This is a genomic window from Actinoplanes sandaracinus, from assembly GCF_030009775.1.
Taxonomy (GTDB): Bacteria; Actinomycetota; Actinomycetes; order Mycobacteriales; family Micromonosporaceae; genus Actinoplanes; species Actinoplanes sandaracinus.
The window spans coordinates 199,245-212,590 of record NZ_JASCTH010000008.1 but is presented as its reverse complement, the minus strand read 5'-3'; the positions used below and the strand labels follow the sequence as shown (position 1 = coordinate 212,590).

Genomic DNA, 13,346 nt, shown 5'->3' with positions numbered 1-13,346 from the left:
GGCCCGCGCGGGCCCGGCCGTAACGCGACCTGCGGGCTGCTGCCTGCTCGCGGCCCACCCGGCCGGCCGTCAGCGCGGTATCAGCGTCCCTGACACCGCGCTGACCGCCGGCCGGTCAGTAGGCCGAGATCAGGAACCCGGCGAGGAGCAGCAGCGGCCCGAGGAAGCTCGCCATCATCGCCGACCGCCGGGTCGGCCGGGACGGCAGCCGCCGTGCCCCGGTCGTCTCGGCGATGCCGTAACCGCAGATCAGCACGAGCAGGAAGCCGAGCCCCCAACGCAGGTGCATGAGCGGCCCGGCCGGGGCGGCGTACGCCTGGGTGCTGGCCGGGCTCACCATCCGGGCCGGTGAGATCGCTCCCGGGTGCCGCTGGTCGCCGGTCACGCCCAGCAGGGTCACCCGGGCCACGGTGATGTTCCCGTTCTCGGTGGCGAACCGCCCGGTGCACCGCTGGGTCAGCCCGTCGCCATGGCACCGGGTCGTCGTCGCGTACCCGTGGTCGCCGTGCCCCACCGCCAGCCAGAACGGCTCCGCGCTGACCCAGCCGAAGAAGGCCGCCACGAGGCTCAGCACGACCAGCGAGAAGAGCGCGGTCAGCGGGTTGTGGGCGGGCGGCCGGCGTCGTCTGCCGGGCCGGCGGTCGGCCTGCGCCGCCTCCGAGGCGATGCGCTCCTCCTCGCTGAGCCAGAACGGGGAGTTCTCCATCCGTTCCAGCCGCGCCTCGACCTCGGGCGCGCCCAGCACCTCGGGCAGCGGGGTGACCCCTGGACGGGGGACCGGCTCGGCGCCCGGTTCGACGATCATCAGCTCGCCCGCGGTGGCGAGCCGTGACCCGCCGGGGCTGAGGTCCAGGCTCTCGGTCGGACGTTCGCTCAGGTGTCCGGGTTCGCTCGGGTTTCCGGTCTCGCTCAGATGCTCGGTGAGGTCCCGGACCCCGGCGGCGTGGGCCGGGGCGGCCGGCGGGCCGGCGTCGGGGGCGTCCCGGCCGGTCTCCCCACGCCACCAGGCGCCGTCGGGGTCGGACAGAGTCCACGGGTTGCCCTGATCTTGGGGCGTTTCCCCTGGCTGCGGCGCGTTTCCGGTCACCTGCCCATTGAACGCCGCGGCCCCGTGCCGAGCACGTCACTGATGGGGCGTGTCGGGACAAATCGGCATACCAGCGCGGGAGGCGGCAATCCGTTCGCGGCGCACCCCGGACGGTCACTACCCTTGTACGACATGAGTCACGTTCTCGCCGCGGTCGCCTGGCCCTACGCCAACGGTCCGCGCCACATCGGTCATGTCTCCGGCTTCGGAGTGCCCTCCGACGTTTTCAGCCGGTTCATGCGGATGTCCGGCCACGACGTGCTCATGGTGTCCGGCACCGACGAGCACGGCACCCCGATCCAGGTGCAGGCCGACGCCGACGGGGTGACCCCGCGCCAGCTCGCCGACCGCTACAACCGGGTGATCGTCGAGGACCTGCACGGTCTCGGCCTCTCCTACGACCTGTTCACCCGCACGACGACCCGCAACCACTACGGAATCGTCCAGGAGCTGTTCGAGGGTCTGCACCGCAACGGCTACATCGTCGCCCGCACCACCCTCGGCGCGATCTCCCCGTCCACCGGCCGCACCCTGCCCGACCGCTACATCGAGGGCACCTGCCCGATCTGCGGTTACGACGGCGCCCGCGGCGACCAGTGCGACAACTGCGGCAACCAGCTCGACCCCGAGCAACTGGTCAACCCGCGCTCCCGGATCAACGGCGAGACGCCGAAGTTCGTCGAGACCGAGCACTTCTTCCTCGACCTGCCGGCCTTCGCCGAGGCGATCGGCGGCTGGCTGGACCGCCGGGAGAACTGGCGGCCCAACGTGCTCAAGTTCTCCCGCAACCTGCTCGACGACCTCCAGCCCCGGGCCATCACCCGTGACCTGGAGTGGGGCGTGCCGATCCCGCTCGACGGCTGGCGCGACCGCGGCGACAAGCGCATCTACGTCTGGTTCGACGCGGTCATCGGCTACCTGTCGGCGTCGGTCGAGTGGGCCCGCCGCACCGGCGACCCGGACGCGTGGCGGAAATGGTGGTCGGCCGACGCGCAGGGCAAGGACGCGCTCGGCTACTACTTCATGGGCAAGGACAACATCGTCTTCCACTCGGTGATCTGGCCGGCGCTGCTGCTCGGTTACTCCGGTGAGGGCGACAAGGGCGGCGAGGCCGGGCAGTTCGGCAAGCTGAACCTGCCGACCGAGGTCGTCTCCAGCGAGTACCTGACGATGGAGGGTAAGAAGTTCTCCTCCTCGCGCCGGGTCGTCATCTACGTGCGCGACTTCCTGGAGCGCTACGACGCCGACGCGCTGCGCTACTTCATCGCCGCGGCCGGCCCGGAGTCCAACGACACCGACTTCACCTGGGCGGAGTTCGTCCGCCGCAACAACGACGAGCTGGTCGCCGGCTGGGGCAACCTGGTCAACCGGTCGGTCTCGATGGCGGCGAAGAACTTCGGCGTCATCCCCGAGCCCGGCCCGCTGACCAGTGAGGACGAGGCGGTGCTCGCGGTCGCCAAGGCCGGGTTCGCCACGGTCGGCGAGCTGATCGGCAAGCACCGGCAGAAGGCGGCGATCGGCGAGGCCATGCGGGTCGTCGCCGAGGCCAACAAATATCTGTCCGAGCAGGCGCCGTGGAAACTGAAGTCCGAAGAGGACAAGCCGCGCCAGGGCACCATCCTGCATGTCGCGCTCCAGGTGATCAGTGACGCGAACACGCTGCTCACCCCGTTCCTGCCGCACTCCGCACAGAAGGTGTTCGAGCTGCTCGGCGGCGAGGGCGTGCACGCGCCGATGCCGCGGATCGAGGAGGTCGAGGATCTCGACGGCGGGCCCGCTTATCCGGTGCTGACCGGTGACTACAAGGCCGGCGCCCGGTGGGAGTCGGTGCCGGTGGTGGCCGGCACGCCGCTCGCCGCTCCGAAACCGGTGTTCCGCAAACTAGATCCGTCGGTTGTGGACGAGGAGCTGGCCCGCCTGGGCGGCGAAGAGTCCTGACCTGAGCGTTTCCACATGAGATGCCCGCCGGTGTGAGATTTCCCGGCGGGCATCGTCTATCTCAAATCTATTGATCAGCGGTGGTGGAGTCGGTACTGTCGCGTACGCCACGGGGGAACGGGGGCGTTTCGTCGGTACGGGTACGTAACTTCAGCTCAGCTCCTTCATGTGGCATCCACCCCCTCGAAGGAGTTCTGTGAAAACACGCCTCGCGCGGCCAGTTCTGGCGGCTTTCGTCGGCGGCGCGCTTCTCGTCGGCGGCGCACTGCATGGCTCGCCGGCCTACGCGAACCCGGATTCGTCGTCCGCCGACGCACCCACCGCGAACCTCAACAGCGACCCGCTGTCCACCGAGCCGGAGCCGCTGACCGCCGAGCCGGAGTCGGTGACCACCGAGCAGGAGTCGTCGGCGACCCAGGCCGTGCCGCCGGCGACCGAGCCGGTTCCGCCGGTCACCGACCCGGCGCCGCCGGTCACCAACGCCGAGCCGCCCGTCACCGCCGCGGAGCCTCCGGCGGCCGACACCACGAAGCCGACCGGCTCGTTCCGGCTCAACCACACCTCGGTCTGGGCCGGCCAGCAGATCACCGTCGACCAGTCCGCCACCGAGTTCAGCGACCCGGTCGACGCTCCCGACACCCTCAAGCGTGTGATCAGCTGGGGTGACGGCACCACCACCGAGCTGAACCCGGCCACGTTCTCCGCCACCAAGGCGTACACCCGGGCCGGCAACTTCACCGTCAGCGTGACCGTCACCGACCCGGCCGGGAACCAGTCCGCGATCCCGTCGCGGACCGTCGCGGTGACCGTCCCGGTCGGCAAGCTGTCGCTCACCAAGAAGTCCGCCTACCAGGGCACGGCGTTCGCGGTGAAGGTAGCCAAGGTCCCGGCCGGCGCGACGACGATGCGGATCGACTGGAGCGACGGCTGGGTCTCCACGCACAAGGCGAAGACCGGCTCCGTCGTCGGCCGTGTGCTCTACCAGTGGCGCTGGGATCCGGCCACGAACACGTACGTCCAGGTCGGCACCGGACGTCTCTCCGGTGTCCGGGCGATCACGGTCGCGTGGGGCAACGCCAAGGGGCACGCCGTTCCCCAGACCGCCGGCCGGATCAAGATCGTCAAGGACAGCTGGAAGCCCGGCCTGACGATCAAGAAGCCGTCCTCGGCGAACCGGGCCGGCTCCTGGAAGACGATCACCGGCACCGTGTCCGACAAGGGCTCCGGCCTCCGCCACGTGGGCGTCACCGTCACCCGGGTCACCTCGACCGGCAAGATGTACTGCCTGAAGCCGAACCGGAAGTGGAAGCGGGTCTACAACGAGGCCGGCATCGTCAAGCACTGCTACGCCGCCGGCGGCATCAAGGTGAAGATCGTCAAGGGCAAGTGGTCGCTGAAGGTGCCGGCCGGCATCTCCAAGAACCAGATGATCTGGGCCGAGGCCTGGGCGTTCGACTGGGCCAACAACTACCGCGGCACGTACCGCACCGCGAAGATCACCCGCAAGTGATCCGCTGATGCCCGCCGAGCCGTGAGCTCGGCGGGCATCGCCGTGCTCTCACAGCTGGTAGGCGATGTCCGCGATGTGATGATCGGTCAGCTCGCCCACCGGCGCCCACGCCTCATAGACGCCGCGCTCGTAGCAGCGGGCTCCCACCGCGCTGATCGTCTCGGCGTCCGGGCGGAGCAGCCGCAGCCGCGCCCACGTCTCGTCCCGCTGCAGCACCCAGCACGGCACATCCCGCCAGCGCGCCTGCTCGGCCCGCCGGCTCAGGGCCTGCACCGGGTACCGCGCCGCCCGGGTCAGCGCCCGCACCCGGAACTCACCGGGCGGGTCCGCGACCGCCTCGTACTCACTGTCGTCGATCCGGCCCACCAGGCGCGCCGAAGCGGCCGCCGAACACGGCACGTACTCCCGGTCCGGGCTGCCGCCGGGAATCTCCGACAGCAGGCCCCGCCAGCGCGGCCCGGCCAGCCGCAGCCAGCCGTGCTGTTCCGGCTGGTACGTGTACAGCACCACCTCGTCGCCGCCCGGCAGGCAGGCCAGCAGTTGCGCGTTCGCCGACAGCGGCAGGTCCGCGAACCCGGCCGTCACATACTCCGGGATCAGATCGTCGGTGCTCGGGGTGAAACCGGTGCCGAGGACCATCGCCCCGATCCGCGAATGCCCCGGCAGAGACGCCAGCCCCGGCTGCGCCGGCCCGGCCGGAACCTCGTAGTCCAGCGGGTCGACAGCCCGCCAGCGCAGCGCGAACGTGGCGTGACCATCGGCCAGCCCGTCGGTGCGCAGCAGCGCCAGATCGCCGGGTTCCCGCAGGTGGGCGATGTCGCACGCGCGATAGCAGAAGCCGTACGGCAGCCAGCCGCCGAGATGGCCGGCGACCTGGGCCGGCGACAGCATCTTCGTCATCCGGGTGCCCCGGCGGACCGCGGCGGTCGCCCGGATCCGGCGCAACCCGGGATCGTCGCGGTAACCGGCGGACTGGCTCATCGCCTGGACCTGCGGCCAGCTCAGATCGCGGCGAAGCGGCGCCATCAGGGGTGGGTCGAGCGGGTCGGCGCCCAGCTCGCTCTCCTCACCAGTCACGGTCACGGAGCGCAACCTAAGTGACCGCGATGGATATCGGATGAACACCCGGTTACCGAAATCTCGGCGTGCACAATGTCTCACATGCCTTCGTCTCCCTCCGGTCAGTCTCCTTCAGACCGCCGCCGCGCCAAGGAGTCCCGCCGCGCAGGCGGATTCCCGCCGGCGCCGGAGCCGCTAGCGGTCCCGGTCTTCGACAGCCACACCCACCTCGACCTCACGATCCAGGAGGCCGGCGGGCCCGGCGACGGTGACGGCGACCCCATCGAGGCACTCATCGCCGCCGCCGCGAAGAGCGGCGTCGACCGGCTCGTCCAGGTAGGAGTCGACGTCGACTCGTCCCGCTGGGGCGCCGACCTCGCCGACCGCAACGACACGGTCCTCGCCGCGGTCGCCCTTCACCCGAACGAGGCGCCCCGCCTCGCCGATCTGGACGAGGCCCTCCGCCAGATCGAGGCGCTCGCCGCCCGGCCCCGGGTCCGGGGCATCGGCGAAACCGGCCTCGACACCTTCCGCACCGGCGACGACGGCCGCGCCGCACAGGAGGAGAGCTTCCGCGCCCACATCGCCATCGCCAAGCGTTACGGCAAAGCCCTGATCATCCACGACCGCGAGGCACACGACGACGTCCTGCGCGTCCTCGACGAGGAGGGCGCCCCCGACCGGGTCGTGCTGCACTGCTTCTCCGGCGACGCCGACTTCGCGGCCGTCTGCGTCCGGCGCGGCTACCACCTCAGCTTCGCCGGAACCGTCACCTTCGCCAGCGCCACCAACCTGCGCGAAGCCGCCGCGATCACCCCGCCCACACAGATGATGGTCGAGACCGACGCCCCCTACCTCACCCCCACCCCCTACCGTGGCCGGCCCAACGCCTCCTACCTCATCCCCGTCACCATGCGGGCCCTCGCCGCCGCCTCCGGCACCGACCTCGACACTCTCTGCGCCGCCGTCTCCGCCAACGGCGAGGCCGTCTTCGGCCCCTGGACCTGAGCGTCGCCGCGCTCCGGCACTTCCCACCCGCATCCGGTACGGCCAGGCCGCCGCGGCCGAACCAGACCGTCCCCGGCTACCACGCGACGTGGCGGTCCCCGGCCGCACCGCGCCGGTCACCCGCCGCCCCGCCCGAAAGACGCGCAGCGACCCGGCACCGGCCCCACGTCGCGTGGTAGGCCCGTGACGACACGGTTCGGCGGGGCGTTGTGGCCGTACGAAAGCGGGATTTTGTATGCCGCGGGTGAGGGCGGACGTCAGTCCGGGATGACCCAGGCGGCGACGCCGAGCACGCCGCTCAGCAGCTCAAGCTGGGTGGCGAAAGCCGTCGGCGCGGCGATCAGCGGGCCCCGGGAGACCATGCGGACCGCCCACCGATGCCCCAGCGCGATGTTGAAGACGCGGTGCACCACGACCGACCCGCGCGGATCGGGCTCCACCGACGTCACACCGCGGTACCACCACTCGCCCTGCTGGGTCACCGAACGAACGGCACGATCGACGGTCACCGTGATCCGGCTGCCCTCCCGCACGACGACGAAGGCGTCACCGCCGCCGCGCTCCACCGTGCCGGAGACCGTCAGCGGAGACCGGCCGCCGGGACCGACGTCCAGCAGCACCGCGGCGACCACGTCCGGGGCCGCCTCGACCACTCCCCGCAGCTCCAGCAACTCCGTCATCACTCCATTCCTACCCGGCGGTGTCCAGTGGCCCGGACCCGTCACCGTAGGCTCTCGGACATGGCGGATGGACTCCTCGGCCCGGCGGAGATCCGGGAGCTGGCGGCGCGTCTCGGCGTCGCGCCGACCAAGAAGCTCGGCCAGAACTTCCTGCACGACCCGAACACCATCCGGCGGATCGTCGCCGCCGCCGGCCTGCGCCCCGACGACGTCGCGCTGGAGGTCGGCCCCGGTCTCGGCTCGCTGACCCTGGGCCTGGTCACGGCGGCGCGCCACGTGCACGCCGTCGAGATCGACCCGGCCCTGGCGAAAGCCCTGCCGGACACCGTCACCGCGCCGCACCTCACCGTGCACACGGCCGACGCCCTCCGGATCACCGGCGACCGATTCGACCCGGCGCCGACCATGCTGGTGGCGAACCTGCCCTACAACGTCGCCGTGCCGGTCGTCCTGCACCTGCTCGCTGAACTGCCCACCCTCCGCGGCGGTCTCGTCATGGTGCAAAAAGAGGTCGCCGACCGCCTCATCGCCGGCCCCGGATCGAAGGTCTACGGGGTGCCCTCGGTCAAACTCGCCTGGTACTCCGAGGCCAGGTCCGCGGGCAAGGTGCCGCCCGCGGTGTTCTGGCCCGTCCCCAACGTGGATTCCGGCCTGGTCGCCTTCACCCGCCGCGAACCACCGGCAGGCGCCGCACGCCGTGACGTGTTCGCCGTCGTGGACGCCGCCTTCGCCCAGCGCCGCAAGACCCTCCGGGCCGCCCTGGCCGGCTGGGCCGGCGGCCCGGACAAGGCCGAGGCGATGCTGCGTGCCGCCGGCATCAGCCCGCAGGCCCGCGGCGAGGCCCTGACCGTCGGCGACTTCGCCGCGATCGCGGCGGCGGCGAAAGCGCAGGGGCACGGCGGTAAGCTCAGCCGGTCCGGCGTAGATCCCTCCGGCGTAGATCCCTCTGTCGTAGAGCCCGAGGAGATGACACTCATGACCGCGGAAGCGATCCGGGACATCACTCCGTGACGGAGGCCTGGGGACCGGACGACGACGAGCTTCGCCCGCACCGTGGCCCCGTCAAAGTGCGCGTCCCGGCGAAGATCAACCTGCACCTCGGTGTCGGCCCGCTGCGGCCCGACGGCTACCACGAGCTGAACACCGTCTACCACGCGATCAGCCTCTTCGACGAGCTCACCGCCCGCCGCGGCGACACCCTCACCGTCACCATGGAGGGCGAGGGCACCGGCGAGCTGGCCCTCGACGAGAGCAACCTGATCATCAAGGCCGCGCGCGCCCTCGCCACCCGGGCACGAGTCCCCGCCTACGCCCGCCTCCACCTGCGCAAAAGCATCCCTCTGGCCGGCGGGCTGGCCGGCGGCAGCGCCGACGCCGCCGCCACCCTCATCGCCTGCGACCTGCTCTGGGGCCTCGGCATGTCCCGCGACCGACTCGCCGAAGTCGGCGCCGAACTCGGCTCCGACGTGCCGTTCCTCCTGCACGGCGGCACCGCCCTCGGCACCGGCCACGGCGAGACCGTCAGCCCCATCCTCGCCCGGCCCACCACCTGGCACTGGGTGGTCGCGATCGCCGACGGCGGCCTCTCCACCCCCGCGGTCTACCGCGAACTCGACAGACTCCGCGACGACTCCTGGCCACCCGCCCCGCTCGGCGGCCCCGACCAGCTGATGGCCGCCCTACGCCAGCGCGACCCGGAGGTCCTCGGCGCCGCCCTCGGCAACGACCTGCAACCGGCCGCCCTCTCGCTGCGCCCCCAACTGGCCGACGTGCTCAAAGCCGGCCACGAGGCCGGCGCCATCACCGGGCTCGTCTCCGGCTCCGGCCCCACCTGCGTCTTCCTCGCCGCCGACGCCGCACACGCTCAAGAGGTCGCCGCCGGCCTCACCGCGGCGAAAGTGTGCCGGGCAGCCGTCACCGCCCGCGGACCACAACCCGGGGCGCGGGTAACCTAGACGCATCGTGGCCAACATCATCAACCTGGACCGGGTCAGCAAGGGTTACGGCGCAGCCGGCCAATTGCTCACCGACGTGTCGCTCGGCCTGGACGACGACGCCCGCATCGGCATCGTCGGCCTCAACGGCGCCGGCAAATCCACCCTCCTCCGCATGCTCGCCAAAACCGAGGAACCAGACTCCGGGCGAGTCACCCACCGCCGGGACCTGCGGGTCGCCTCACTCCCGCAGACCCTCACCCTCGACGCCGACGCCACCGTCAGCGACGTCGTGCTCGGCACCGCCTGGCTGCCGCAGAGCATGGGCGCCGAACACGAGTGGGCCGGTGACGCCGGCGTCCGCACCATCCTCGACGGCCTCGGCATGGGCTACCTCGGGCTCGACACCCCCGTCGGCCCGATGTCCGGCGGCGAACGCCGGCGCGTCGCCCTCGCCGCCCTCCTCGTCCGGGAAAGCGACCTGCTCATCCTCGACGAGCCCACCAACCACCTCGACGTCGCCGGCGTCGACTGGCTCGCCAAACACCTGATCACCCGCCGAGGCGCGCTCCTAGTCGTCACCCACGACCGCTGGTTCCTCGACGCCGTCTGCACGATGACCTGGGAAGTCGTCGACCAGCAGGTGCACACCTACGAAGGCGGCTACGCCGCCTGGGTGCTCTCGCGCGCCGAACGCCAGCGAGTCGCCGCCTCCGTCGAGGCCCGCCGGCAGAACCTGCTCCGCAAGGAGATCGCCTGGCTGCGCCGCGGCCCGCCGGCCCGCACCTCCAAACCGAAATTCCGGATCGACGCGGCGAACGCCCTGATCGCCGACGTCCCGCCGGCCCGCGACCAGGTCAGCCTCCAGCGGCTCGCCACCACCCGGCTCGGCAAACAGGTCTACGACCTCGAACAGGTCCAACTCAACGCCGGCCCCAAATCGATCTTCAGCGACCTGACCTGGCAGGTCGGCCCCGGCGACCGGATCGCCATCCTCGGCGCCAACGGCGCCGGCAAGACCACCCTGCTGCGCCTGCTCGCCGGCGTCACCAAACCCGACGGCGGCCGGCTCGTCACCGGCTCCACCGTCCGCCCCGCCTTCCTCTCCCAGGAGCTGAAGGAACTACCCGGCCACCTGCGACTGCTCGAAGCCGTCGAAGAAGTCGCCAAACGCGTCAAACTCGGCGACCGCGAACTCTCCGCCGGCCAGCTCGCCGAAGTATTCGGCTTCACCGACAAGCGCATCTGGACACCGGTCAGCGACCTCTCCGGCGGCGAACGCCGGCGCCTGCAGATGCTGCGCCTGCTCGCCACCGAACCCAACGTGCTCCTCCTCGACGAGCCCACCAACGACCTCGACACCGACACCCTCGCCTCGCTCGAAGACCTGCTCGACTCGTGGCCCGGCACCATGATCGTCGCCAGCCACGACCGCTACCTGGTCGAGCGCGTCACCGACACCGTCTACGGCATGTTCGGCGACGGACGGATGGTGCACCTGCCCGGCGGAGTCGAGGAATACCTCGCCCGCGTCGCCACCCCCGGCTTCGCACCCATCACCGCGAAAGGCGCCGAGGCGCCGCCGACCGGGCCCGGCCTGTCCGCGGCCGAGCTACGTCAGGCCCGCAAGGACCTGTCGAGGCTGGAACGGCAGATGACCAAGCTCTCCGAGAAGGAAGCGAAGATCAACGAAGGCCTGGCCCTGCACGGCAGCGACTACGACAAGCTCGTCGAGCTGGAAGCACAGCTCAAAGCCGTCCGGCAGGAGATCGCGCAGACCGAGGAAGCCTGGATGGAACTGGCCGAAAAGGTGCCCGGAAACTGAAGCGGGGGGTGTACCTGCGCCGCTTGTCGGGGATACGCGAGAATCTGCACTAAGACACCCGACCTTGGAGACGGAACCATGGCGCACACCCCGGTCAACCACCCGCTTCGGCCCCTTTACCGCGTGGTCGGTTTCATCACCGGCGCGTACCTGGTGGCCTTCGGGATCATCGGGTTCATCACCACCAGCGGCGAAGCCTTCACCGGCCCCGGCGTGCGAGTCATCGGACAGGGCAGCAACCTGCTCTGGTCGTTCATCTCGCTCGCCCTCGGCGCCCTCGTGCTGCTCGGCACCGCCGTCGGCCGCAACATCGACGTTCTCGTCGACCAGTACCTCGGCTGGGGCCTCCTCGTCCTCGGCAGCTACGAACTGGCCGTCCTGCGCACCGACGAGGTGAACATCTTCGGCTTCACCATGTCCACGGTGATCGTCACCTACCTCGTCGGACTGCTCCTCATCACGGTCAGCCTCTACAGCAAGACCGCACCGGAGTCCAAGGCCGGCGCACCCCGCCAGGTCCGAGAAGGCCGCACCGCCTGATCCGTCCTGACCGTCGCCGGGTCCCCTCAGCGGACCCGGCGAGTCAGCAGGCCCGGCTTCGCCTCCAGATGAGACAAGCCGTTCCACGCCAGATTCACCAGATGCGCGGCCACCATCTCCTTCTTGGGCTTCCGCGCCTCCTGCCACCACTGCCCGACCAGCGCCACCATCCCCACCAGCGCCTGTGAGTACAACTCGGCCAATCTCGGGTCGAGACCACGGCTCTTGAACTCCGCACCCAGAATGTGCTCCACCCGGTGCGCCACGTCGCCCATGACGCTGGAGAAGTTCCCTGTCGACGACAGCACCGGCGACTCGCGTACCAGCACCCGGAACCCGTGCGGCTCCTCGTCGATGTAATCCAGCAGAGCCAACGCCGCCTGCTCCAGCAACTCGCGCGGGTGACCCGCGGTCAGCGCCGTCGCGATCCGGTCCAGCAGAGCCCGCATCTCACGGTCGACGACCACGGCGTAGAGGCCCTCCTTGCCGCCGAAGTGCTCGTAGACCACCGGTTTCGACACCTTCGCCCGCGCGGCGACCTCCTCGACGCTCGTCGCGTCGAACCCGCGCTCGGCGAACAACTGCCGGCCGATCGTGATCAGCTGTTCCCGCCGCTGAGCGGCCGACATCCGGACCCGTGGCGCGGGGGCCCGCCGTTGCTTGTCGATGCTCTCGCCCTGCTCAGTCACCCGCCCATCCTGCCAGGAATGACACATGCATCTTGCGCTCCCTTGTCGTGCGCCTATAGCCTTGCTCTATGACCACTAGTTATGAAGCAAGTGCGCGGATGGCTGACATGCGGGCTGAGGCGAGGCGGCTCCGTGTCGATCCCGGACTGTCGCGATCCCAGCTGATCAAGCTGTTCGGCGTCAGCAACGGCACGTTGACCGATTGGCTGCGCGGCATCGAACCCCCTCAGTGGACCCGTCGGCCGAACGCGAAGGACGACCTCCGGCGCGAGGCGGCGGACCTGCGCGAGAAAGGGTGGTCGATCAACGACATCGCCACCCGGATGGGGGTCGCAAAATCAACGGCGTTCAACTGGGTGGGCCATGTCCCGCTCGATCCCGACAGCGAGCGTGCACGGGAAAAGCGTGAGCTGGCCAAGCAGCGGATAGCGGCCCGGTGGGACGGCTTCCGAGAGGAGCGCGACCGGCAGCAGATGGCGATCTGGGAGATGGCGGCACGTGATGCCGGTCGGTTGTCGGATCGCGACGTGCTTCTGCTCGGCGCCATCTCCTACTGGTGCGAGGGCGCCAAGTCGAAGCCGTGGGCGCGTGCCGATCGCTTCGCTTTCATCAACAGCGACCCCGGTCTGCTGGCCCTCATCATGAGGTTCCTGCAGCTCAGTGGCTATGATCCCGGCGAGTTGGCTTATCGGGTGAGCATCCATGAGACGGCTGACGCGGAGGCAGCCGCCGACTGGTGGGCCGAGACCTTGTCCATCCCTCGTGCACGGTTCCAGAGGCCCACCATCAAGAAGCACGTGCCTGAGACTCCGCGCCAGAACGTAGGCGACGACTACCACGGCTGTCTGACGGTCACGGCCCCGAAGAGCCGGGAGCTCTATTGGCGGATGGAGGGGGTCGTGAAGGCGGTCATCCGTGAGGCCTCGTCCGCTTATCGCGATCGTCTGGAGGGGCGCTAGTCTGTCCATAGAACTATTCGGCCGTGGTGTAATTGGCAACACTCTAGGTTTTGGTCCTAGCTTTCCGGGTTCGAGTCCTGGCGGCCGAGCAACTTCTGTGATATGCGAACCGAATGG

General features: G+C 70.3%; 11 protein-coding genes, 1 tRNA gene and 1 pseudogene. 9 read left to right on the top strand and 4 right to left on the bottom strand.

The window, feature by feature from the left end; genetic code table 11:
* Positions 1-115: 115 nt before the first annotated feature.
* Positions 116-1,087, bottom strand: a complete 972-nt coding sequence (locus QLQ12_RS14510) for a hypothetical protein (protein ID WP_282760189.1) — start codon at positions 1,085-1,087, stop codon at positions 116-118.
* Positions 1,088-1,219: 132 nt separating this feature from the next.
* On the opposite strand from QLQ12_RS14510, the gene metG reads away from it, so the two are divergent.
* Positions 1,220-3,025, top strand: coding sequence for a methionine--tRNA ligase (gene metG, locus QLQ12_RS14505; RefSeq protein ID WP_282760187.1), 1,806 nt, complete (start codon positions 1,220-1,222; stop codon positions 3,023-3,025).
* Between the two features lie 196 nt (positions 3,026-3,221).
* Complete coding sequence (locus QLQ12_RS14500; RefSeq protein ID WP_282760185.1) at positions 3,222-4,535, top strand: PKD domain-containing protein; 1,314 nt, start codon at positions 3,222-3,224, stop codon at positions 4,533-4,535.
* 48 nt (positions 4,536-4,583) lie between these two features.
* On the opposite strand, the gene QLQ12_RS14495 is transcribed toward QLQ12_RS14500, so the two are convergent.
* Entirely contained in the window at positions 4,584-5,618 is a 1,035-nt protein-coding gene (locus QLQ12_RS14495) for a hypothetical protein (RefSeq protein ID WP_282760183.1), read from the bottom strand.
* A 78-nt stretch (positions 5,619-5,696) separates the two neighbouring features.
* Between QLQ12_RS14495 and QLQ12_RS14490 the strand changes: the two genes are divergently transcribed.
* The gene (locus tag QLQ12_RS14490) at positions 5,697-6,602 is read left to right on the top strand and encodes a TatD family hydrolase (RefSeq protein ID WP_282760182.1); all 906 of its coding nucleotides are present in this window, start codon (positions 5,697-5,699) and stop codon (positions 6,600-6,602) included.
* Positions 6,603-6,859: 257 nt separating this feature from the next.
* Here QLQ12_RS14490 and QLQ12_RS14485 read toward each other — a convergent pair whose 3' ends face one another.
* Positions 6,860-7,282, bottom strand: coding sequence for a hypothetical protein (locus QLQ12_RS14485; RefSeq protein WP_282760181.1), 423 nt, complete (start codon positions 7,280-7,282; stop codon positions 6,860-6,862).
* 60 nt (positions 7,283-7,342) lie between these two features.
* Between QLQ12_RS14485 and rsmA the strand changes: the two are divergent.
* The 4 genes and pseudogenes from rsmA to QLQ12_RS14465 form a co-directional block, all read left to right on the top strand.
* A pseudogene (rsmA, locus tag QLQ12_RS14480) lies at positions 7,343-8,170 on the top strand (16S rRNA (adenine(1518)-N(6)/adenine(1519)-N(6))-dimethyltransferase RsmA); the annotation flags it as partial.
* 119 nt (positions 8,171-8,289) lie between these two features.
* Positions 8,290-9,237, top strand: a complete 948-nt coding sequence (locus tag QLQ12_RS14475) for a 4-(cytidine 5'-diphospho)-2-C-methyl-D-erythritol kinase (RefSeq protein ID WP_282760180.1) — start codon at positions 8,290-8,292, stop codon at positions 9,235-9,237.
* Between the two features lie 7 nt (positions 9,238-9,244).
* A complete protein-coding gene (locus tag QLQ12_RS14470; RefSeq protein WP_282760179.1) occupies positions 9,245-11,041 on the top strand; it encodes an ABC-F family ATP-binding cassette domain-containing protein in 1,797 nt (598 codons plus the stop codon).
* Positions 11,042-11,119: 78 nt separating this feature from the next.
* Entirely contained in the window at positions 11,120-11,581 is a 462-nt protein-coding gene (locus QLQ12_RS14465; protein ID WP_282760176.1) for a DUF4383 domain-containing protein, read from the top strand.
* A 26-nt stretch (positions 11,582-11,607) separates the two neighbouring features.
* Here QLQ12_RS14465 and QLQ12_RS14460 read toward each other — a convergent pair whose 3' ends face one another.
* The gene (locus tag QLQ12_RS14460) at positions 11,608-12,210 is read right to left on the bottom strand and encodes a TetR/AcrR family transcriptional regulator (RefSeq protein ID WP_282760411.1); all 603 of its coding nucleotides are present in this window, start codon (positions 12,208-12,210) and stop codon (positions 11,608-11,610) included.
* A 128-nt stretch (positions 12,211-12,338) separates the two neighbouring features.
* Between QLQ12_RS14460 and QLQ12_RS14455 the strand changes: the two genes are divergently transcribed.
* Both QLQ12_RS14455 and QLQ12_RS14450 read left to right on the top strand, forming a co-directional pair.
* Entirely contained in the window at positions 12,339-13,229 is an 891-nt protein-coding gene (locus QLQ12_RS14455; RefSeq protein WP_282760175.1) for a helix-turn-helix domain-containing protein, read from the top strand.
* Between the two features lie 17 nt (positions 13,230-13,246).
* Positions 13,247-13,318, top strand: a tRNA-Gln gene (locus QLQ12_RS14450).
* Positions 13,319-13,346 lie beyond the last annotated feature (28 nt).

Bases quoted from the DNA above. Each gene is read 5' to 3' on its own strand.
- QLQ12_RS14460 (WP_282760411.1), bottom strand. From the start codon at position 12,210: ATGTCGGCCGCTCAGCGGCGGGAACAGCTGATCACGATCGGCCGGCAG.
- QLQ12_RS14485 (WP_282760181.1), bottom strand. From the start codon at position 7,282: ATGACGGAGTTGCTGGAGCTGCGGGGAGTGGTCGAGGCGGCCCCGGAC.
- QLQ12_RS14490 (WP_282760182.1), top strand. From the start codon at position 5,697: ATGCCTTCGTCTCCCTCCGGTCAGTCTCCTTCAGACCGCCGCCGCGCC.
- metG (WP_282760187.1), top strand. From the start codon at position 1,220: ATGAGTCACGTTCTCGCCGCGGTCGCCTGGCCCTACGCCAACGGTCCG.
- QLQ12_RS14455 (WP_282760175.1), top strand. From the start codon at position 12,339: ATGACCACTAGTTATGAAGCAAGTGCGCGGATGGCTGACATGCGGGCT.
- QLQ12_RS14465 (WP_282760176.1), top strand. From the start codon at position 11,120: ATGGCGCACACCCCGGTCAACCACCCGCTTCGGCCCCTTTACCGCGTG.